Here is a 22,440-nt window from a genome sequence, read left to right on the forward strand (position 1 = left end):
TGATGCCTCCTAATTTAGAGCGAGTGAGTATTTTGCCGATGGGTGACGAAATTCAGCAACGGTGGTTTGACAAGTGGCAGACTATTGTTGCGGAAGAGGAAACAGAAAAGTTCCGGGAATTTTTGCACAGCGAACAATGTCCGGAGCAGGTTAAGGAGTTGGCACGGGAACCACTTTTGTTGTATTTGCTTGCTGCAATGCACCAGGATGAGCAGTTAAAAGTAGGAATGTTTGCTAATGCTGATGTTGGTGGGGCGAAAGTCTCGGTCTATGAGCAAGCGTTGGAATGGGTGCTGGAGAAGCAGCGAGGAAATCTTAATCTCAGAATTCTTGAGCCAGAAGATTTAGAAATTTTGTTGGCAGAGGCGGGGTTGTGTGTAGTGCAGTCTGGTGGGGAATATGCTGCAATAAAAATGATTGAAGACCGACTGGTGAAACAGGGATACAAGGAGTTGCAGAATTTAATTGAAAAAGCTAGGCAAGATGAACGAGAGGATGGATTGAAAAATGCTTTAGCTGCTTTTTATTTGAAGTCGGCAGCAAAGGCGGAAAATTCGGTGGAGTTTTTCCACAAGAGTTTTGGTGAGTTTCTCTGTGCAAAACGGATGGTGGAAGGTCTGGAAGATTTGACGGAGAAAACTGGGAAGCGACGTAAGACTTACGTGGTTTCTGATGAAGAGTTGGAATGGCAGGTTTACGATCTGTTTGGTTATGGCAGTTTGACAGTGGAAGTTGTGGAATATTTGATGGCGTTGTTGGTGAAAAGTCAGGTTGAGTTAGTGGTGTTGTTTGAGCGGTTGTATGAATTTTATTGGAATTGGAGTGATGGGAAGTTTATTGAGGAGAGGGAGGAAGTTTTGCCTCAGAAAAAGACGAGGCAGTTGTGGCAGTGGGGTATTGAGTCTGGGCAACGTCAGGTGGATATTTATACGGGGTTGAATGTAATGATCTTGTTGTTTAAGTTGCATCGTTATGGGCAGTCTCAGGAAGAGTTGCGGGAGCAGTTGCATTTTTGTCCTTGCGGTCAACCTGGTGGTGAAGATTTTGATCGAAGAAGATTACTGCGAATTATTGGTTATAGTCAATGTCTTGAGGTTGATGCTTTTGTGGAAATAGTAGGTGTTTTTTTCAATGGTGCCGACCTTCGTGATGCCAACCTCAGAAGCGCTGACCTCAGTCATACCGACCTCAGTGATGCCAACCTCAGTCGTACCAACCTCAGTGGTGCCGACCTCAGTGTTGCCAACCTCAGTGGTGCCGACCTCAGTGTTGCCAACCTCAGTGTTGCCAACCTCATTGATGCCAACCTCAGTGGTGCCTACCTCAGATGTGCCGACCTCATTGGTGCCAAGCTCAGATATGCCAAGCTCAGATATGCCAACCTCAGTAATGCCAACCTCAGTGATGCCAACCTCAGAGATGCCGACCTCAGATATGCCAACCTCAGTCGTACCAACCTCAGTGGTGCCTACCTCAGTAACATCAAATGGGATAATGACACTAACTGGTCAAATACTATCGGTTTACATGAAGCAAGAGAAGTTCCAGAAGACCTACAACAAAATCCAGAATTTGCCGCAGAAGACGTTAAGGAAACCTAATAACTCTCTTGTATATGTTGGGTTTGGTTTCTCTCAACCCAACCTACGCGATCATTGATGTTTGATTTATCTGTTGGACAATAGTTTTTTTAATCAGTTTGTAGGTAGGGTAGAACCGACCAAACCCAACACCAATGTATCTGTTGTGTTGCCCGAAAGTCTTGTCTTAGGGAGTTTCCCCCATGAACAATTTTTGTAAGAAGACGTTAAGGAAACCTAACAACTTTGTATATGTTGGGTTTGGTTTCTCTCAACCCAACCTACGTTATCAGCGATCGCTCACAAAATTTGCAAGTCATACTAAATAATGGTTTAATAACATACTTGGGATTAATCTAACTGACCTAACTTATATAAAAAAGGCCATGTTTAGAGCTAATTAATCAGCTTTTGTCCCTAAAATTCGCTCAAAATATCCATAATCAATCAACAACTTAAAAAATGAATGAAGAAAAACGTCAAGCATACTGGCGTGCCAACAAAGCATTAATCAGAAACTTGCTAATAGTTTGGGCTACAGTTTCAATTGTTATGAGCATTCTATTAGTCCAACCCTTAAATAATATTCAATTTTTTGGCGTTCCTTTCGGTTTTTGGATGGCACAACAAGGCTCCATTTATGTATTTGTCATCCTAATTTTCATCTATGCCATTCAAATGGATAAACTCGATCAAAAATACAATTCTGACAGGAGAGACTAAATGACTGCAGAAGTTTGGACATTTATACTCGTCATCATTTCCTTTATGAGTTATCTGTACATTGGGTGGCGATCGCGAGTCAAAGATAGCAAAGGTTTTTTCGTCGCAGACCAAGGTGTACCTGCCATTGCCAATGGTGCAGCTACAGCCGCCGACTGGATGTCTGCTGCCTCATTTATCTCCATGGCGGGATTAATTTCTTTTTTGGGTTATGATGGCTCCATTTATTTGATGGGATGGACTGGCGGTTATGTGTTGTTAGCACTACTACTAGCTCCATACCTGCGGAAGTTTGGTAAATATACAGTACCCGACTTTGTAGGCGATCGCTACTATTCCAATATTGCTCGCATTGTGGCTGTTATTGCTGCCATCTTCGTATCTATGACTTACGTTGCTGGGCAAATGCGCGGTGTGGGTATTGTTTTCAGTAGGTTTTTGCAAGTTGATATTGGCACTGGTGTAGTCATCGGTATGATTATTGTTGCCTTCTTCGCAATATTAGGAGGAATGAAAGGTATCACTTGGACTCAAGTAGCTCAATATTTTGTGCTTATTGTGGCTTATCTGATTCCAGCTATTGCCATTGCTACAATTATTACAGGTATTCCTATTCCCCAGTTTGCCTTTACTTTCAGCGATATTGTTGAAAAACTGAATCAGGTGCAGATAGATTTGGGTTTTGCAGAATATACAGCAGCTTTCAGTAACAAAACTATGCTGGATGTTTTGTTTATCACTATTGCGCTGATGGTGGGAACTGCTGGTTTACCCCATGTTATTGTTCGCTTCTACACAGTACCTAATGTCAGAGCAGCGAGATATTCTGCTGGTTGGGCATTATTGTTTATTGCTATCTTGTATACAACTGCTCCCGCATTAGCTACTTTTGCCCGATACAACTTAATTGACAGTTTGCACAACAAAACTGTAGAGGAAGTGCAACAGTTAGACTGGGCGACAAAGTGGGAAAAGACGGGTTTGTTGGAATTCACTGATGAAAATAATGACGGTCGCTTTCAATTAACTCCGCACAAAAAAACTGACAAAGATATTGACAAAGAAACTGACAAAGATACCGAGAAAGATACCGAGAAAGTTATCAATGAAATTACTATCGACCGGGATATCATTGTGCTTTCTACTCCAGAGGTAGCAAAACTTGCCCCTTGGGTAATTGCGTTAGTGGCAGCAGGAGGGTTAGCTGCTGCGTTGTCTACAGCATCTGGTTTATTATTAGTAATTTCCAGTTCCATTGCTCATGATGTTTACTACCGGATGATCGATCCAGGAGCATCAGAGTCGCGACGGTTAATGGTAGGACGGATAATGGTAGGGTTTGCTATTACCATTGCTGGTTATTTTGGAGTGAACCCACCAGGGTTTGTTGCTCAGGTGGTAGCTTTTGCTTTTGGTTTAGCTGCGGCAAGTTTTTTCCCAGTAATTATTTTGGGAGTGTTTGACAAGCGCACTAACCGAGAAGGAGCGATCGCTGGTATGGTATCGGGTTTGTTGTTTACTACTATCTATATTATTGGTGTCAAATTCGCTGGAATGCCGACATGGTTTTTCGGCGTGTCTGCTGAAGGTATTGGCACTGTGGGAATGGTGCTGAATTTGATCGTTACTTGGGTGGTATCTCGGATGACACCTCCTCCACCATTAGAAATACAAGAGATGGTAGAAGAGTTGCGATCGCCTTTAGCAGCTCCTGTTGCTATTAAGGATATTGGAGAGGAAGAGTTGGATTAATTTCAAGAAGGAAAACTTCCAGTTCAGTAGTAGCGTGACACGCCTAAAATAGTGCAATAGTAGGGGCGGGTTCCGCGTTAAGTTAATGGTTTTACCCAGGACTTGGTAAACCCGCCCCCTCTAGAAATCAGGTACTGAAAACTACAACGTCTTAGTTTTTCTGTTGTGGCAGTGAAAAATTAGGTACTGAAAACTACAACGTCTTAGTTTTTCTGTTGTGGCAGTGAAAAATTAGGTACTGAAAACTACAACGTCTTAGTTTTTCTGTTGTGGCAGTGAAAAATCAGGTACTGAAAACTACAACGTCTTAGTTTTTCTGTTGTGGCAGTGAAAAATTAGGTACTGAAAACTACAACGTCTTAGTTTTTCTGTTGTGGCAGTGAAAAATTAGGTACTGAAAACTACAACGTCTTAGTTTTTCTGTTGTGGCAGTGAAAAATTAGGTACTGAAAACTATAACGTCTTAGTTTTTCTGTTGTGGCAGTGAAAAATTAGGTACTGAAAACTATAACGTCTTAGTTTTTCTGTTGTGGCAGTGAAAAATCAGGTACTGAAAACTACAACGTCTTAGTTTTTCTGTTGTGGCAGTGAAAAATCAGGTACTGAAAACTACAACGTCTTAGTTTTTCTGTTGTGGCAGTGAAAAATTAGGCACTGAAAACTACAACGTCTTAGTTTTTCATCTAAGCGATCGCTTTATGTAGTTGGATTGAGGTGCTCACACAGATTATGGCACGGATGTATGGATTAAGTAACACAGCGAAAATCAAAGGCGGTGCGTTACATTTCATTAACATACCCTACTAGACTACTTAGTAGTTAAGCTAAAATATCCTAAGTTAAGTTAAACTGGTAATGTAATATAAAAGTGATTCAGAAACAAAAATGGCTACACTTCAGATAGAAAACTTACCTAACGACTTCAAAATCAATCTCTCGGAGTTATTATCTGGTATCAAACCTGGAGAAGAAATTATTATTTTAAATCAAGGGGTGGCGATCGCTAAATTGGTTCCTATTTCTCCCTCATCTAACCGACTAGCTAGTTTGGGGCAGGATAGAGGAAAATTTGTCGTGCCAGAGGATTTTAACGAACCTTTACCGGAAGAGATTACCGAAAAACTTAATAGTGTTTACACTCAACACTCCTCGGACTTAGATGAGAATATTGCTATGATGCAGTTTAGCAACTTTAAAGGTGAAGAGACGTGGTAAAATTTACACTAGAAAGCTATGGGAGAACTTACTTAAAAATGGCAAAAATTACTACGGATGAATTACCCGAAAGTTTACAGACTCTATTTATGGAAGTCGAACGCACAAAAACACCACTAACTGTTATCCATGAAGGAAAACCGTTAGTAATTATTTATCCTGCTGTTACCGAGACTAAACGCGCTCCCTGTGGCGTAATGAAAGGAACTGGTGAAATATTAGGGGATCTAGTAGCTCCTGTTAACGAACCTTGGGAAGTATTGGAATGAAATTGGAATGAAAATTCTACTTGATACTCATATTTGGGTTTGGTATTTACTTGACGATGCACGTTTATCGCTCCAACTTCAGAGAGCGATCGCCGATTCTAATAACGAACTTTGGTTGAGTCCAATTAGTGTTTGGGAAGCACTCGTCCTTGCAGAAAAAGGACGGATATCTGTGCAACCCGATCCTGTTACATAGATTAACTTAGCTTTACAAAGTTTAGAAACTCGTGAAGCTCAAATGAATCATGCTATTGCTATTTTTAGTCGTCAGGTTGTACTACCTCATAAAGATCCCGCAGACAGATTTATTGTTGCTACAGCTATTTACTATGGATTAACATTAGCCACAGTTGATACTAATATTATAGCTAGTTCGGCAGTACAAACACTTATTTTTCAAACAGATAGAAAAACTATCCCATCAAAGTTGCTTCCTATTAATAGGTTGGGAACAACCCATTAAATTTGCTCAAGTCAAAAGCAAAAAAACACCAATTCCTATTTTGCAACTGACTGGTTTAGATATTGCAAGCGCAACAGAAATACTCAGAGATTATGGTTTGGTAGAAATTGATAACTGGGAAAAACTCATTCACCACTACCAAGGCAACCCTCTATGGTTAAAAAGTGTGGCAACTCAGATTCAAGAATTGGGAGAAAATTTGATTGAGTTATTGCCAGATGATGCCATCTTATTACCAGAAGATTTAAAAGATACTTTACAACAGCAGAGCGATCGCCTATCGGAAACCGAAAAACAAATCTTGGAGCTTTGAGGAATGAAAAATCAACCTATTAGTCTGGCGCAACTGTTAGAAACTACAGAAATATCACCATCAGATTTACTCAACACATTACAATCTTTGTGTAGGCGTTCCCTCATCGAAAAACAAGAAAATCTCTACAGTGTGCCATCTGTACTCAGAGAATATTATATAGAATCCGATTGAATAGTTGTCATTGCGACGATAGGAAGCAATCTCAGGGTTTTAGGAGATTGCTTCCTTCTTTCTTAATATGCTGTAATATATTGTAGGGACGTTCCATGGAACTTCTTATTTCTTTTACTTTTTGTTAAATGTTTATTCCCTCTTCCCTCTTCCTTCTTCCCTCTTCCTTCTTCCTTCTTCCTTCTTCAACAGAAACTTGGACATTTATCTTCGTAACAATTTCCTTGATGCTCTACCTATACATCGGGTGGCGATCGCGAGTCCAGGATAGCAAAGGCTTTTTTGTTGCTGACCGAGGTGTACCTGCAATTGCTAATGGTGCTGCCACAGCAGCGGACTTTATGTCTGCAGTTTCATTTATTTCCATCGCGGGAGCAGTTTCAATTTTAGGCTATGATGGTTCTTATTATGTAATAGCAGGAACAGGAGGTTATGTACTCTTGGGGTTGCTGCTTGCTCCATATCTGCGAAAGTTCGGTAAATATACTTTGCCAGATTTTATTGGCGATCGCTACTACTCTAATATTGCTCGCATCGTTGCTGTTATTGCTGCCCTAATTATATCTATAACTTTTGTTGTCGGGCAAATGCGAGGTGTAGGTATTGTCTTCAGTCGGTTTTTGCAAGTTCCCATTGAAGTTGGTGTCATCATCGGTATGGTTATAGTTGCCTTCTTCGCTATATTAGGAGGAATGAAAGGCATTACTTGGACTCAGGTTGCTCAATACTTTATACTTATTGTTGCTTATTTAATACCAGCTATTGCCATTTGTAATATTCTGACAAATATTCTGGTTCCAGAATTAGCTTTTACTTTTAGCGATCTTATAGAAAAACTGAATCAAGTTCAGGTTGACTTAGGTTTTCCAGAATATACTGCTGCCTTCACCCAAAAAACTATGCTGGATGTTCTATTCATCACTATTTCTGGCATGGTCGGTCTTGCTAGTTTACCCCACGTTATTGTTCGTTTCTATACTGTACCTAATATAACAGCAGCTAGATATTCTGTAGCTTGGTCATTATTGTTTGTTGCCATTTTTTCGACAACTGTTCCTGCTTTAGCTGCTTCTGCACGATACAACTTAATTGATAGTTTACACAACAAAACTGTGGAGGAAGTGCAACAGTTAGACTGGGCAACAAAATGGCAAAATACAGGTTTGTTAGAATTCACCGATAAAAATAACGACGGTCGTTTGCAGTTGACCCCAGATGCAGAGACTAATGAAATCATTCTTGACCCGGATATTATCACTCTCTCTACTCCAGAAGTAGCTAAACTCGCTCCTTGGGTAATTGCATTCGTGGCAGCAGGAGGGTTAGCTGCCGCTTTGTCTACAGCATCGGGTTTGTTATTAGTGATTTCCAGCGCCATTGCTCACGATGTTTATTACCGCCTCATTAACCCAAAAGCATCAGAGTCACAAAGATTAATGCTAGGCAGAATAATGGTAGTATTGGCGATCGCTATTGCTGGTTATTTCGGCATCAACCCCCCCGGTTTTGTGATTGAGATAGCAACTTTGGGAGTTGGTGTCGGTGCTGGTACTTTTTTTCCAGCAATTATTTTGGGAGTGTTTGACAAACGCACTAACCGGGAAGGAGCGATCGCTGGTATGGTAGTTGGTTTGGTGTTTACAAGTATCTATATTATTGGTGTAAGATTCTACGGAATGCCGACATGGTTTTTGGGGTTGTCTGATCAGGGTATCGGTACAGTGGGAATGTTATTGAATTTTGTTGTGACTTTGGTCGTGTCTCGAATGACAGCACCTCCACCATTGGAAATACAAGAGATGGTCGAGGAGTTGCGATCGCCTTTAGCAGCTCCTGTTGCTATTAGGGATATTGGGGAAGAACAGTTGGATTAATTTGTAGTAGCTCCTGTAGAAATTGTTCTGTGGCCACAGTTATAGTCACAGAATTATATTTAACATTCAGATACATAAATAGTACTTAAGTATATCTACCCAAAAAAAGTTGGGTAATTTTACCCTAGATATCTATACCTATAAAGGAGTATATAAAGGGTTAAGTAAATCTAATTAGATGGGTCAAGAGATAATTAGACAAAGCTAAGATATCTAAGTAAATCTAATTAGACAGGTCAACAGCTAATTGACAATCCTTAAGATATGATTAAAAAAATCTAATTATATTGGCCAATAGCTAATAGACAAAGCTAAGATGTCTAAGTAAATCTAATTAGACAAGTCAACAGCTAATTGATAATCCTTAAGATTTAATTAAGTAAATCTAATTATATCAATCAAGAGATAATTAGACAAAACTAAGACATCTAAGTAAATCTAGCTAGACAAGTCAACAGCTAATTAGACAATTCCATAAGATATAATTCAGTAAATCTAGTTAGATTTGCTCAAGAGCTAATTAGAAAAACCTAAGCATATTTAAGTAAATATAATTAGATTTGGTCAATATCTAATTAGACAATGCTAAGATATAACTCAGTAAATCTAATTAGAACAGTCAAGAGTTAATTAGACAAAGCTCAAATATCTAAGTAAATCTAATTAGAACAGTCAAGAGCTAATTAGACAAAGCTAAGTATATCCACTATGGCGATTGATTACTTGATTTTTATTTTTGCAATAAATTCTTATCTGCAATCTCCCTCAAATTAGATTACACTCAAAATTTTTGTTTAGAAAGCATCTACATATGACTATGAAAACATCTACTACTATAACCTTTGAAACATTTGATATCCGTGCAGCCAAGAACCTTAAAGAGCAACGAGAGTTAGGAGAAAGAATTGTCGCTGCATTGCAGAGAGATTCACTAATTCAAATCAAAAAAAATTATCAAGAGGATTTACTAACTGCACAAGCACTCCTGCAAAACAGAAAGTTTAATCAACTACCACAAGATGAAAAAATTAAATTTGTAAGCGATACGACTTACACCGGGTATGTGTTCTCTGGTGAAGAGAAAAAAGGAGGTCAGTACGACCAAGTTGAGGTATACACCGTGTTCCCACACTTTAATCAAGACGACGAACGCGTCAAAAAACTTCGTCTCCCTTGCCACGGAGAAGCACTCTACCCCTCAGTAGACTACAAAAATGCCATTGAATCTTACATGAAAGCCACTGGCAATATGTGCGATCGACTCATAGAAATAATCGGTTTAGGACTAGGACTAGAGCCAAACCATTACCTCTCAAAAATGGTTCGCGACGGATTTCATCACGCCAGGGTATTACGCTTTAAGAGCCAAAAAGAAGCAGGAGGTGTATCCAATGGGATATCTGCTCACTCTGACTATGGCTTTCTGGTCGCTGCTTCCCAAGATGATGTTGGTGGATTATGGGTTCGACCGATTCCAAATGGTGAAAAGAGGGGAAGAAATTACCTAGAAGAAGAAACCACCATTGGAGCTTATCACGATCAACCAGGCTGGGCGTTTGTCACCCCAATGCCATGTGTCTGGACAGTATTTGTGGGCGACATGATGGAACTTGCTACAAACAGAAAGCTAAAAGCCAATATCCACAAGGTAATTCTCAATAAGGAAAAAGAGCGATTTGCCATTGCTTACTTCCACGAACCCAAGTTCAACCAGACCTTCGAGGCTGTAAACTCGAAAGGGAAAAAGAAGGAAATAGTCTATGGCAAGCACCTAACCAATATGTATTGCAAAGCCTATCCCAACAGAAGCACAACAAAAAGAATCCAATCCGAAGAACTTTGTCAAAATATAGATAGACTCCCAAAAATTAGCCTATAATCCTGGGCAAATTTGGCACTACAGATTTTTGGGGCAAGATACCCATTCCACAAAACTATTAAAATCCCAAGCGTATTTATGCAACGCTGCGTGATCGCCTCTAGCTGAAGTCGGAAATTAGAAGTTATAGCAGTCGCTACTATAGTTAAGACATCGGTTCATTAATGGATAATTGATAATTGATAATTACCTCTCCCTGAAAGAAAGAGGATTGACAAATAAGGAAAAAATTTATTCTCTTAGTCGATTGGATATGGTGAGGAAACTTCGCCATCCCTCAACCGCTTTTTTCCCCTTAAAAGGGGAGGCAGAGTAAGCCGAATTGTTTAATTATTTAATTATTTAATTATTAATTATTCGGTAATTATGATGATTCATAACGCGAGCAAGATGCTCGCACTAATTGTCAAACAACAACCAGGCGGTTGCTATAGAATTCGTCGCTGCCTAAAAGATTTTGATTGTTTACGGGATGCTATAGAATTTGTCTTGCGTCAAGGGTTCTAACATTTATGGCGGTTGCGATAGAAGTTATGTCAAATCCGGTAGCATCGGTATAAAATCTTCTGAAGTAGAAATCAGGAGTCAACCCACCTGGGGGACTCGACCGTGGAGGGGAAGTCAGGAGTCAGGGGGGAAAAAATTTATCAAGATTTGCTAATGGTGAAGACAGAGAATGTTTTTATACCGAATTAAACGGATTTGATATTAGAAATTAAATTCTTACTATTCGCGTTTGCGGAGCATGAGCTAGGAAATCGTCCACACTGTGGTATACCCAAATAAAGACCGCTATATTGAAAATAAATTTTGATAGTTTTTCCGAAAAATTTCGGAATTATTACAGTAATTTTTGTAGAAGAAAAATTTGTAGGTAGATTCATTGTTTGTCAAAGTATATTTCTGGTAATATCATGTCCGGTAGCATCGGTATTGTATAGCGAAGGTAAGGAAGAAGGAAGAAGGAAGGGGGAAGAAGGCTTAAAAGCTTGAAAAAACAAACGTAAATTTTTTGTAGATATTCACCCTTGGTTTTACACAAACGATACCAACGGACATGATATGACTCCTGATCTCTGATATCAAATCCGTTTCATTCGGCACGTAAAAAATGTTTCATCTTCAACCATTACCAAATATTTCTCGATTTTCCCCTCCTGGGAGGGGCGAGGGGTGGGTCCCCATCTCCCCATCTCCCCATCTCCCCATCTAATTACACTGATGCTACCGGATTTGATATAATCCTAAAATTCAGAAATATAATAGGGGAAAAAGCGGATGCGACCCCGCGACGACGACAGCTCGCTTGCGGAACGCGCACTCCTTTTCGGGAATGCTGACTCCTTTTCGGGAACGCGCACCAAGCAGGTTGAAATTTGCTCCCATCTCCCTATTTTTAACTATATTAAGCTATGAATTTGTTAAATTGAAGTGCTTGAATACTTTAGTTTGTAGGTTGGGTTGACGCCAGGAAACCCAACAAAAATAGGTATATTTTGGGTGGCGCTACCGCTTCACCCAACCTACGAGATATTTATCCATTACCCATTATCCATTAATGAATATTACCTGGTTACACCTGGAACCAAATCATCATTCCAGGGAAGAGATGCAGGGCGTTGTTGACGGTCTAAATAAGCATTTAAAGCATAAACCATATCCCCGCGAGTCATGGGTTCTAAAGGATTTATTTTGTTTGTACCTGATTCAGTATTCACAAAACCTTCATACAATGCAGTTGCTATTGATTTTTTTGCCCAACTAGGAATTTTGTCTGAATCTGGGTAATTATTTAATAGCTTTTTAGTATTTTCTTCAGGAAACTGAAAAACACCATAAGCTTGAGCAAAAATCGCAAATGCTTCAGCTCGATTAATTTTATAATTGGGAAAAAACATTCCCTCACGATAGCCACTCATTACGCCATTTTTTAGGACAATTTGAATATCATTATAAGCCCAATAATCTGAAGAAACATCTTTTAATTCAACATTTGGTTTCTGGGAAGATTCACGTTTTTCTAAATCAAATGTTTTGACTAAAATTGATGCTAATTCTGCTCTACTAATAATTTCATTGCGATTAAATTTTCCGGCTGCATCTTTGGTCATTAATCCTGCAGCAACTACTCTTTCTATGGGGTCTACTATTTCTTCTTGAGCTTGAACAATTATTGGCAATTGTAATAATGCTATGAGGGAAAATAGACTAATAAATTTTTGCATAATATAATTTTAACCATATAGTTTCTATTGATATATCCATTGTAATACTAAATCCAGCGATCGACAGAATTTTCTTGAGCGGGGGAGTAGGGGAGTAGGGGCGCCATTCAGAGCTATGGGTCAGCAAGCGGCCGTTTGCTTCGCATAACTATCGTTAACGTCCGTACACAAATGTAGAATTTGAGTAGGAGTTATTTACTGATATTATGTCCGAATGATTACAGCAGTTATCAAGTTGATGAATTACCAAGTTTTATTGCTCTAGGGAACAGGGAGCAGGGAATACAGGAATAAATAGTCTTATAACTGTACCTCACTATCCTCAAAAGTGTTGTAAGTACATAATAAAAATATTCTCCTCTCAATATTGAAGAAATATCCCAAATTTCTGCTCCGTTTCCACTGTTCCCTCTTGAATTTACTGAAAAATTGTGGCCTCAAGCTTCCCCTTTTCAGGGGATAAAAAAAAGAGAATATTCCTGATTTCAAGCCTCCTTATTGGAGAAGTACTGATGACTGATAGCTGAAATGACTACCAAGGTAATATTTCACCCTTTGCGTGCCAAAAAGTACCTGTATTTTCTAAGTTTAATTCGTCAATTCTAGCTAACAAATTTTCTGCTGCTTGTGCTGGAGGTATTCCTGTGAAATTTGTCATTCTAGTGCTAATTAAACCAGGATGTAAAATTGCGACGGAAATTCCCTGTGGTTTTAGATCGACAGATAAAGATTTACCTGCCATACTAACAGCAACCTTTGACATTCGATAACCGTAGGAACTGCCGGAAGTATTATCATCAATGGAACCCATTCTACTTGTAATAATAGCAATTTTTGAGCCAGATTCCATCAAGGGTAATAAAGCATGAGTTAGGCGTAAAGTTCCTATGGCATTTACTTCAAATTGTCGGCGAATACTATCAAAATCTAAATCATCTAGATAATTTCTTTCTCTTTCGACTATTCCGGCATTATTAATTAATACATCTAATTTTACTCTTTGCAGGCGGTTAACTAAGTTGGCAACATCTTTTTCAGAAGTAATATCTACTCCTGTTTCTACAGAAATTCCTAGATTTTCTAATTCTCCGTCTGACTGGCGACAAACAGCAATTACTTTGTCACCTTTACTATGAACTTGTTTACATAATTCTTTCCCAATACCACGATTAGTTCCTGTAATTAAATAAGTTGCCATAATCGACTTTTTTCCTTAATTGCTGATAATTTTATTGGTTGATTATATCATATAAGTAACACAATTTTTGAGGGAGCAAAACCCAATTTCTTCATTCATTAGAAAGGGGAGGTAATAAAATCTCTAACTGCTCTAATAAAATGGGAATATCTGACGCAATAACTCCCCACAAAATTTCTGGTCTCACTTCATCATAGCGATAAGCAATAATATTTCTTAAACCAATAAGACTGCGCTAATTTATCTGAGAGTGTAATTGTTGAAACTCTAAAGATATTCGACGTGCAGCTTCACCCAAAATTTCAAATTGACGCTCTACTGCACTTTGTATTAAAATGCTCTCTAAATACTCACTGTAATTTACACCAGTAGTAAATTCTTGGATTCGATGAATTGCCTGTACCATATCCCAAACTGAAGCAATATCTCTATTGGTAAGCATTCAGCTATTAGCTGTCAGCTATCAGCAACAATACTCTCTCATATAGGACAGTGCTTAAATTAACAACTAACTTTAAGGACAAGGGAGCCAACTTTTGTAGTAAGACAATTAATGAAGCTTTTATCCTAAATTAAAAGCAATAGCTGATAGCTGATGACTGACGGCTGAATGCTTACCTCTATTGTTTTGCATAAATTACTTGATAAGTCTTTAAAATATTAGATAAACGATAGGGATTTTTAATCATAGCTTTTTCTACTAAATCAACTGCACGTCCAAACTTTGTTTCTAATTCCTCTTGCATATGTAATAATTTTGATAATGTTAACTGGCAATAAGGCTCATAAACTACTAAAATATCAACATCACTATTAGGGTAAAAATCTTCTTGCAATACTGAGCCAAATAAAGCTAATTCAGTAATATTCCAGCGTTGGCAAAATTCAGCAATTTCGGAGTAGGAAATTTTCAGACGTTCTGCGAGAATAACTTTTAAATTAACCTTTTGTTGTTCTCTAAGCATCATAATTACAGTTCCTTAATTATTGACTTTTAAAATTATGCCAGATTCTACAGAAAACTCAAAGCAGAGTGTTACGTTAGGCGACCAACCTACGATAAAAGATGAACTTGGTTTTGCCCCTTATGTTATAGCAATGGCTGAATTTTTAACTAATAAAGATACTAAACCGCCACTAACTATTTCTATCGAAGGTGAATGGGGTAGCGGTAAATCTTCTTTTATGAAACAACTTGAAATTGAGGTTAAAAATAAGTCTAAAGAATTAGATAAAGAAGATTTAAAGAAAGTTGGGCAGAGAATTAAAAAAGACCGGATTATTTTCAGCGATATATCAGACATCTATGAATTTTTTAGATTAAAATTAAAACAAGAAACTCAAACAGTTTGGTTTAATGCTTGGCGACATGAAAAGTCTGAATCACTTTGGGCGACTTTTGCTCTATCTTTTTTAGAACAATTATCTAATAATCGCAATTTCTCAGATTTTGTAATTAATAGTGGGGATGCTTTGAGGCTATTTTTTTATCGTTTGAATTTCAAAGGAAAACCGTTGAAAGCCATTCAAACTTTAATGATAGTTTTATTGATTATTGGTACTATTTTAGCTATTCCAGTTGTGTCTTGGAATGTTGGCATTGAGAGAATTCCTCAATTGTCTGAAACTTTGGCAGTTCTTGTTAAAGGAGATTCAAATGAGGAGGATGAAAAGAGAAGATTAGATAATAAACAAACTAACAATGAGAAAGATAAAAATGATAATAAAAACTCAAAATTAACAGGCAAGGAAAATACCCAAAATTATTTTCTAAATGATTTGTTAAAGGTTGTTTTTGGCTGTGGCTTGACTAGCGGTTCGTTTGCTGCAGTAAGAAAACTTTTCGGAATAATAAGAGATTTAATTGGCGACCCAAAAATGGATTTGACTCAATATCTTGACCATCCTGATTATGATAAACAAGTTGCTTTTATTGAAAAGTTTCACGAGGATTTTTCTAAAATTGTCAATGCTTATGTGGGTAAAAATGAGAATATTTATGTTTTTATTGATGACATTGACCGTTGTGAGTTGGGTAAATCTGCCGATTTATTACAAGCTCTAAATATGATGATTTCTAATGACCCAAAGATAATTTTTATTTTGGGTATGGATAGAGAAAAGGTAGCAGCAGCAATAAGTTTTAAACAAAGAGATGTTATTCCTTTTCTAGCTTCAGCGATCGCCGAAAATCAAGCAGAGGAAAATGAAAGTCAGAAGTTGAGCAAAAAGGTTGATTATGGTTTTAGTTTTCTAGAAAAGTTTGTGCAATTATCATTCTCTGTTCCTACAGCTTCTCAAAATACGTTGGATAGTTTTGTTGAAAAAATATCAGAAATGCAAGCAGAAACAAAAACTTCTCCAGAAAAACAAGAAAAATACTTTTTTGGGATTTCTCATAGTTTAATTGCTCAAGTATTTGATGTTCCGGCAAAATTTAATTATACAAAAGAATGGATAGAAAAATTTAAATACAGAATATTTTCAGCAAAATCAAAAGAAGCGGAAAAAACAGAAGCAGAAGAATCTTCTATTTCAGAACAAAACTTAGAATCTCAAGAGGTTGAAAATTCATCTCCAGATTTACCTATTTTCCCAATTATTGAAAAAGATTTAGATTCAGAAAGCCTTGCTCAAGTTATAGAGATGGTTGCTCCTTTTTTTGATTATAATCCCCGTCGTTTAAAACAATATATTAATGTACTGAGACTCAGGATTTATATTGCCTATTATTCTATTGGAGTTACTTTTGCTGAAAGAGAAACAATAACCATAGAACAAATAGGTAAGTTTACTGCTATTACCCTCAGATATCCACGTCTTCTCTTGGAAATAAAGAATAATTATCAACTACTTGCTGAGTTAGAAAAAAATGCTGTTGATAAATCTATTCAATCAAATAATTCCATCAGACTCGGTCTTAAATCTACACCCAAGAATAAGGAAACAGGAAATGCAAATTATTGGCTGAAAAATTACCCTAAAATTCAACAATTACTTTGTTCTGAAATGACATTGAATAATGAGCAAAAATCTGGCAAAAAGTATATTTTTGAAAATGGTTCGATTCAAAAACTCCTGGAAGTTTTACCACCACAACAAAGTTTACCTTCTAAATATTTTAAACTGCGTGAATTCCTAGCTGCTAAGAAGTGGAAAGAGGCGGACTATGAAACTTATCAAGTTATGTTGCAAGTTGCAGGGCGAGAGGAGCAAGGATACCTGGAAGAAGAAGATGTAGAGAAATTTCCCTGCACAGAACTCTATATAGTAGACAAGCTTTGGGTAAAATATAGTGATAATCAGTTTGGCTTTTCTGTACAAAAGAAAATTATAAGAGATTTGGGTTTTGAGAGTTACAAGAAAGAGAATTATAAAGAAGTGTGGAAGTTGTTTATAGCAACAGTAGGATGGGACGATGAGGTGAACTACGAGAATACGCCTAACCAAGGCTACCTCCCCTATATAGTGTTGTGGGAAAGAAAGTGGGTGGATTTCTGGCTATTCTCTCGCGCAGAGACTTGTAGACTTTAACATATAAGCATTTCAGTGTTTTGTAGGTTGGGTTGACGGAGGAAACCCAACAAAAATCAACGGTGGTAATAAAGCCATAATGGTACAGGAAGTCTAGAAGTTTTATGTTGGGTTGCGCTGCCGCTTAACCCAACCTACGGTTTATGGTTTTTATTGTGGGTGAACAAAAACAGACACAATATTGAGATCAAATTTTTAGTTTCAGTAATTATTGTGTAGCTTGGGTTGACATCCGGAAACCCAACAAAAATCAACGGTTAATAAATTAAAAAATATATATTCTCACCATTGCTATGCAGAACAACCAAATAAATATCTCCAAAAATTAGTAGCATTGTGTAGGTTTGGTTGACGTTCGCGTAAGCGTTGCGGAGCAAAGGAAACCCAACAAAAATCAACGCTGGTAATACAGCCATAATAGTACAGAAAGTGGAGAAGTTTTATGTTGGGTTGCGCTGCCGCTTAACCCAACCTACGGTTTATGGTTTTTATTGTGGGCGAACAAAAGCAGACATAATATTAAGATCAAATTTTTAGTTGACATCCGGAAACCCAACAAAAATCAACGGTTAATAAATTAAAAAATATATATTCTCACCATTGCTATGCAGAACAACCAAATAAATATCTCCAAAAATTAGTAGCATTGTGTAGGTTTGGTTGACGTTCGCGTAAGCGTTGCGGAGCAAAGGAAACCCAACAAAAATCAACGCTGGTAATACAGCCATAATAGTACAGAAAGTGGAGAAGTTTTATGTTGGGTTGCGCTGCCGCTTAACCCAACCTACGGTTTATGGTTTTTATTGTGGGCGAACAAAAGCAGACATAATATTAAGATCAAATTTTTAGTTGACATCCGGAAACCCAACAAAAATCAACGGTTAATAAATTAAAAAATATATATTCTCACCATTGCTATGCAGAACAACCAAATAAATATCTCCAAAAATTAGTAGCATTGTGTAGGTTTGGTTGACGTTCGCGTAAGCGTTGCGGAGCAAAGGAAACCCAACAAAAATCAACGGTGGTAATAAAGCCGTAATGGTACAGGAAGTCGAGAAGTTTTATGTTGGGTTGCGCTGCCGCTTAACCCAACCTACGGTTTATTGTTTTTATTGTGGGTGAACAAAAGCAGACATAATATTGAGATAAAATTTGTAGGTGCCAAAACCCAACTACAAACTGATGCAGAAAATTCTACTCCCAATATTCGCCGTATTCACCGCCTTATTAACAGGAGCAGCTTTAATGCTCTTAGCAAAAACCAATCCTGTAACTGCTTATACCGCTCTATTCCAAGAATCTCTCACTACCTACTTTGGTTTCAGCGATACCCTCAGCAAAACCACCCCACTATTACTAGCAAGTTTAGGAATATTAATAGCATTACGAGCAGGTTTATTTAATCTCGGTGGGGAAGGGCAAATTTATATGGGAGCTTTAGGTAGTGTTGTCGCCGGACTATTTTTGCCCAACTTCCCAATATGGATACATTTACCCTTAGCATTAACAGCAGGTTTTCTTCTCGGAGCAATTTGGGGAGCGATCGCTGGTTTTCTCAAAGTTACCCGTGGTTTAAACGAGGTGTTGACTACCCTACTACTCAATTACATCGCTCAAAATTTTGTCAATTACATGGTGAATGAACCACTTATCGCCCCCGACGCCCCCAGTCCCTACACACCTCTAATTGCGGAGTCAGCACGTTTACCAATCATTTTGCCCAAAACTCAAGCTCACGCAGGAATTTTATTGGGGTTAACTATTGCCATAATTTTAGCCGTGGTGTTGTCGTTAACAGCCTTCGGTTATCAAGTGGATGCCGTCGGACAAAACCCTACGGCAGCTCGTTACAGCGGAATTTCTGTTAACCAGACTATTCTGGCAGTCATGGGTTTATCAGGTGGTTTAGCAGGTTTAGCAGGAAGCACAGAAGTATTAGGAGCCAAATATCGGTTATTTGAAAACTTTTCTCCTGGTTATGGTTTTGACGCGATCGCCATTGCGTTATTGAGTCGAGGCAACCCACTAGCAGTAGTTTTAACATCTTTATTTTTTGGCGTTCTCAGGAGTGGAGCAAATGTGATGCAGCGGAGTGCGGGGGTTTCGATAACTATTGTTTATGCTATTCAAGGTTTGACAGTGTTGTTTTTGGCAATAAGTTTAGCGTTTGAAGAGCAAAGAAAAAGATTTACAACAGATTCTAAGATATAAAGTATCAATATTAATAATCAGGACTTACGCAGATAAGCTATATATAGTACTCAATACTATTGTCCAATAGTTAATCAACTCTATAGATAGTGCCTTTGCCTAAGTACCGAATATTGTAGTGCGGGCATCTTGCCCGCAACGGGTGTACCTGATGAAGAATAAATAGGTTCCAAGATATAAACTTTGACATCCTCCCGACGCTGCTCTACGAGACAGCTCGGGATTCCCATCCATCAATCAAACAAACTAAGCTGCTTGAAAGATTCAGGGCGGGTTGACACCTCACTGGAAAATGCTGGGCTTTGCCAGTCTAACACTTCCTCCATGTCCGTTTAACTTCTCCGAGTGCCCCTCGGCGACTTGATTGAACAGTTACAGTAATCTTAACCTTGATTTTTGGTTAAGCAACATTTGTATGTTAACAGATTATCTGTAAAACCGCAAGATTGATTGGCATTCATCCCGGCGCTCCCCTGCGGAATGTGAGGTATAAATGCCAACATTTAGATAAATATTAATTAGGACTTACGCAGATACGCTATATATAGCGCTCAATACTATTGTCCAACAGTTACTTTACTCTATAAATAGTACCTTTGTGTAAGTCCTGTATTAATAATAAAACCTTTGTAGTGCGGGCATCTTGCCCGCGACAGGTGTACCTCATTAAGAATAAATAGGAAAGGAGCAATTGTACCTCATTAAGAATAAATAGGAAGGGAGCAATTAAATTATTATATAGGATGGGAGCAAGATGCTCCCACTATTCCCTTAACCAAAATAATTACAATAGACCACCATTACAATGCACCACCGTTTAATGACTAACTTTTCATCAAAAAATGACAAATATCGACTTTTTCTCTGATTATTTATCTGCCACAATTCGACTTTCTGTTCCTCTAGCTTTTGCTGCTTTAGGGGGAATATTTTCCGAACGTTCCGGCATTCTAAACATTGCTTTAGAAGGAATGTTATTAACAGGAGCTTTTGTTAGTGCGGCTGTTTCTATTTCCACAGAAAATGTCTGGATAGGAACTTTAGTAGCAATTTTTGCCGGAGGAATTTTAGGCTTAATTCATGCTTATCTTTGTGTCAGTTTAAAAGTCAATCAATTAGTTTCTGGTTTAGCAATAAATTTAGCAGTATCGGGATTAACTGCTTATGGAGCTAGGGTATTATTTGACAGTGGCACAATTGCTCTACCAGGTATTGAAACTATCAATTTTTTGGGATTAAAAGATTTGCCAATTTTAGGAATATTCTTCAATCAAGACTTATTATTTTATTTACTTTTACTATTAATTCCAGTTTCTACTTATATCATATTTAATACCAGTTGGGGTTTAGCATTAAGAGCTGTTGGTGAATATCCTCAAGCAGCAGCAACAGCAGGAATATCTGTTAGTTTAGCGCGTTATTTAAGCGTAGGTTTTAGCGGTTGTTTAGCAAGTTTAGGTGGAGTTTACTTAGCATTAGTTCATGTGAAATTTTTCACTGAAGGTATGAGTAGTGGAAAAGGTTTTATTGCTTTGGCAGCCATAATTTTTGGTAGATGGCATCCCGTTAATACAGTTTTAGCTTGTTTATTATTTGGAGCAACAGAAGCTTTGCAGTTAAGAGTTCAAGCTTTTAATCTGAATATTCCCTATCAATTTTTAGAGATGTTGCCTTATGTTATTGCTCTATTAGCTTTAATTGGTTTAGCAGGAAAATCTACTCCTCCTGCTGCTTTGGGAAAGGAGCGGGAAGCGGGGGAGTAGGGGAGTGTGGGGAGTGGGGGAGTAGGGGAGCGAGGGAGTAGTAAAAACATTATAGGACTTACGCAGATACGCTATATATAGCGCTAAAAACTATTGAACAATAGTACTTGTACTATATAAATAGTGCCTTTGCGTAAGTCCTGATTAGTTAAGATGCTTGACATCCTCCCCGGCCTGAAGGCACGGGGATTCCTACCGAGCCTAAGCTCCTCGGCGAGTTGACGTTTTGCTAGCGCAAAGCTCCGCTAACACTGGCTGCTGCTAGCTTGACGTTAGTCTTATGCTTGCCTCCACGTCCGTTTAATGTCTCGGACTGCCCGCCCGCGACTAATATATTTATTGCTGCATTCTCGTCTCTATCATGTTTTGCACCACAGTTGAGACACTCCCACTCTCGCACCTGAAGGTCTAATTTTCCACCTTTAAAGCCACAATTTGAGCAAATTTGGGATGTTGGCTCCCAACGATTAATTACTCTAAAATCACGACCATATTTTTCTGCTTTTCCTTCTAGGAGTGTTCTGAATTGTCTCCAACCTAAATCAGATACCCACCCCTCTTGCTCCCCTCCCGGGAGGGGATGGGGGTGGGTTACGGTTTTTAACCATACCAGAAACGTTTAAATCTTCTAAAACAATTGTTTGGTTTTCACGAATTATTTCAGTAGATAATTTATGTAGAAAATCAGTTCTTGTATCTTTCAGTTTGCCATGGAATTTAGCTACTCTAATCCTGGCTTTTTCATACCTTTTAGAGCCTTTAGTTTTATGAGATAATGACTTACTTAACTTTCTTAACTTTTTAATTCGTTTCTTCAGTGGTTTAGGAGCATCAACCTTTGTACCATCACTAAATGTAGCAAAGGTTTTAATACCTAAATCTATACCTACTGAATTATCAGTTTGAGGTAAGATTTCAGGTATAATTTCTACTACAAAACTCAAGAAATATCTATGAGCTGAATCTTTGATTACTGTTACTGATGATGGAGCAGCAGGTAACTCTCTTGACCAGACAATTTTCAGCTTTCCTATCTTTGCTAAATAAACTTTATGTTGACCAACTTTAAACCCTCCCTTTGTAAACCTAGCAGTTTGCTTTGACTGTCTACTTTTTTTAAATTTAGGAGGTTTAACAGGTCTACCTTTTCTCTGGCCTTGAGTTGATTTAAAAAAGTTTTGATAAGCCTGGTTTAAATCATTCAATGATTGCTGCAATGGTATGTTAGAAACCTCTGATAACCATTCTCTTTCTTCAGTTTTTT

At 38.0% G+C, this 22,440-nt stretch carries 22 protein-coding genes and 1 pseudogene; 17 read left to right on the plus strand and 6 right to left on the minus strand.

The window, feature by feature from the left end; translation table 11 throughout:
• The 14 genes from F6K15_RS32945 to F6K15_RS33010 all read left to right on the plus strand — a co-directional run.
• The coding region (locus F6K15_RS32945; protein WP_293069603.1) for a pentapeptide repeat-containing protein at positions 1–1,601 on the plus strand (1,601 nt) is incomplete at its 5' end.
• 182 nt (positions 1,602–1,783) lie between these two features.
• A complete protein-coding gene (locus F6K15_RS32950) occupies positions 1,784–1,909 on the plus strand; it encodes a hypothetical protein (protein WP_293069605.1) in 126 nt (41 codons plus the stop codon).
• Between the two features lie 133 nt (positions 1,910–2,042).
• Entirely contained in the window at positions 2,043–2,303 is a 261-nt protein-coding gene (locus F6K15_RS32955) for a DUF4212 domain-containing protein (RefSeq protein WP_293069607.1), read from the plus strand.
• The gene (locus tag F6K15_RS32960; RefSeq protein WP_293069609.1) at positions 2,304–4,055 is read left to right on the plus strand and encodes a sodium:solute symporter family protein; all 1,752 of its coding nucleotides are present in this window, start codon (positions 2,304–2,306) and stop codon (positions 4,053–4,055) included.
• Between the two features lie 885 nt (positions 4,056–4,940).
• Positions 4,941–5,270, plus strand: coding sequence for a type II toxin-antitoxin system Phd/YefM family antitoxin (locus tag F6K15_RS32965; protein WP_293069611.1), 330 nt, complete (start codon positions 4,941–4,943; stop codon positions 5,268–5,270).
• Positions 5,264–5,539: a type II toxin-antitoxin system Phd/YefM family antitoxin gene (locus tag F6K15_RS32970; protein WP_293069613.1), complete on the plus strand. Its 276-nt coding sequence runs from the start codon at positions 5,264–5,266 to the stop codon at positions 5,537–5,539. Before F6K15_RS32965 ends, F6K15_RS32970 begins: the two co-directional genes overlap by 7 nt.
• A gap of 7 nt (positions 5,540–5,546) precedes the next feature.
• Positions 5,547–5,735 (plus strand): type II toxin-antitoxin system VapC family toxin, encoded by a 189-nt coding sequence (locus F6K15_RS39145; RefSeq protein ID WP_293069615.1) that lies wholly within the window; start codon positions 5,547–5,549, stop codon positions 5,733–5,735.
• 42 nt (positions 5,736–5,777) lie between these two features.
• Positions 5,778–6,002 carry a hypothetical protein gene (locus tag F6K15_RS39150; RefSeq protein ID WP_293069617.1) on the plus strand — a complete coding sequence of 75 codons (225 nt, stop codon included), beginning with the start codon at positions 5,778–5,780 and terminating at the stop codon, positions 6,000–6,002.
• A 40-nt stretch (positions 6,003–6,042) separates the two neighbouring features.
• Complete coding sequence (locus F6K15_RS32985; protein ID WP_293069619.1) at positions 6,043–6,315, plus strand: hypothetical protein; 273 nt, start codon at positions 6,043–6,045, stop codon at positions 6,313–6,315.
• A gap of 3 nt (positions 6,316–6,318) precedes the next feature.
• Complete coding sequence (locus F6K15_RS32990; protein WP_293069620.1) at positions 6,319–6,489, plus strand: hypothetical protein; 171 nt, start codon at positions 6,319–6,321, stop codon at positions 6,487–6,489.
• A gap of 128 nt (positions 6,490–6,617) precedes the next feature.
• Positions 6,618–8,363, plus strand: coding sequence for a sodium:solute symporter family protein (locus F6K15_RS32995; protein WP_293069622.1), 1,746 nt, complete (start codon positions 6,618–6,620; stop codon positions 8,361–8,363).
• Between the two features lie 817 nt (positions 8,364–9,180).
• Positions 9,181–10,242, plus strand: coding sequence for a 2OG-Fe(II) oxygenase family protein (locus F6K15_RS33000; protein WP_293069624.1), 1,062 nt, complete (start codon positions 9,181–9,183; stop codon positions 10,240–10,242).
• Positions 10,243–10,608: 366 nt separating this feature from the next.
• Positions 10,609–10,749 (plus strand): hypothetical protein, encoded by a 141-nt coding sequence (locus F6K15_RS33005; protein WP_293069626.1) that lies wholly within the window; start codon positions 10,609–10,611, stop codon positions 10,747–10,749.
• 303 nt (positions 10,750–11,052) lie between these two features.
• Positions 11,053–11,235 carry a hypothetical protein gene (locus F6K15_RS33010; protein WP_293069628.1) on the plus strand — a complete coding sequence of 61 codons (183 nt, stop codon included), beginning with the start codon at positions 11,053–11,055 and terminating at the stop codon, positions 11,233–11,235.
• A gap of 572 nt (positions 11,236–11,807) precedes the next feature.
• Here F6K15_RS33010 and F6K15_RS33015 read toward each other — a convergent pair.
• From F6K15_RS33015 to F6K15_RS33030, 4 genes and pseudogenes are all read right to left on the minus strand, one after another.
• A complete protein-coding gene (locus tag F6K15_RS33015; RefSeq protein WP_293069630.1) occupies positions 11,808–12,467 on the minus strand; it encodes an S-layer homology domain-containing protein in 660 nt (219 codons plus the stop codon).
• Between the two features lie 532 nt (positions 12,468–12,999).
• Positions 13,000–13,665: an SDR family oxidoreductase gene (locus F6K15_RS33020; protein WP_293069632.1), complete on the minus strand. Its 666-nt coding sequence runs from the start codon at positions 13,663–13,665 to the stop codon at positions 13,000–13,002.
• Between the two features lie 91 nt (positions 13,666–13,756).
• Positions 13,757–14,107, minus strand: a pseudogene (locus tag F6K15_RS33025) (DUF86 domain-containing protein).
• A 178-nt stretch (positions 14,108–14,285) separates the two neighbouring features.
• Positions 14,286–14,633, minus strand: coding sequence for a nucleotidyltransferase family protein (locus tag F6K15_RS33030; protein WP_293069634.1), 348 nt, complete (start codon positions 14,631–14,633; stop codon positions 14,286–14,288).
• A 34-nt stretch (positions 14,634–14,667) separates the two neighbouring features.
• Between F6K15_RS33030 and F6K15_RS33035 the strand changes: the two genes are divergently transcribed.
• The 3 genes from F6K15_RS33035 (at position 14,668) to F6K15_RS33045 (ending at position 21,176) form a co-directional block, all read left to right on the plus strand.
• Positions 14,668–17,199 (plus strand): P-loop NTPase fold protein, encoded by a 2,532-nt coding sequence (locus tag F6K15_RS33035; protein WP_293069636.1) that lies wholly within the window; start codon positions 14,668–14,670, stop codon positions 17,197–17,199.
• A 1,185-nt stretch (positions 17,200–18,384) separates the two neighbouring features.
• A complete protein-coding gene (locus tag F6K15_RS33040) occupies positions 18,385–19,413 on the plus strand; it encodes an ABC transporter permease (RefSeq protein ID WP_293069638.1) in 1,029 nt (342 codons plus the stop codon).
• A gap of 842 nt (positions 19,414–20,255) precedes the next feature.
• On the plus strand, positions 20,256–21,176 hold the full coding sequence (locus F6K15_RS33045) for an ABC transporter permease (protein WP_293069640.1): 921 nt from the start codon (positions 20,256–20,258) through the stop codon (positions 21,174–21,176).
• 229 nt (positions 21,177–21,405) lie between these two features.
• Here F6K15_RS33045 and F6K15_RS38820 read toward each other — a convergent pair whose 3' ends face one another.
• Together F6K15_RS38820 and F6K15_RS33050 are read right to left on the minus strand one after the other, a co-directional pair.
• Positions 21,406–21,789, minus strand: coding sequence for a zinc ribbon domain-containing protein (locus F6K15_RS38820; RefSeq protein WP_363269226.1), 384 nt, complete (start codon positions 21,787–21,789; stop codon positions 21,406–21,408).
• On the minus strand, positions 21,719–22,440 hold a 722-nt coding region (locus F6K15_RS33050; protein ID WP_363269224.1), incomplete at its 5' end, for a transposase. The genes F6K15_RS33050 and F6K15_RS38820, both read right to left, overlap by 71 nt.

It is taken from the genome of Okeania sp. SIO2B3 (assembly GCF_010672525.1).
Classification (GTDB): Bacteria; Cyanobacteriota; Cyanobacteriia; order Cyanobacteriales; family Microcoleaceae; genus Okeania.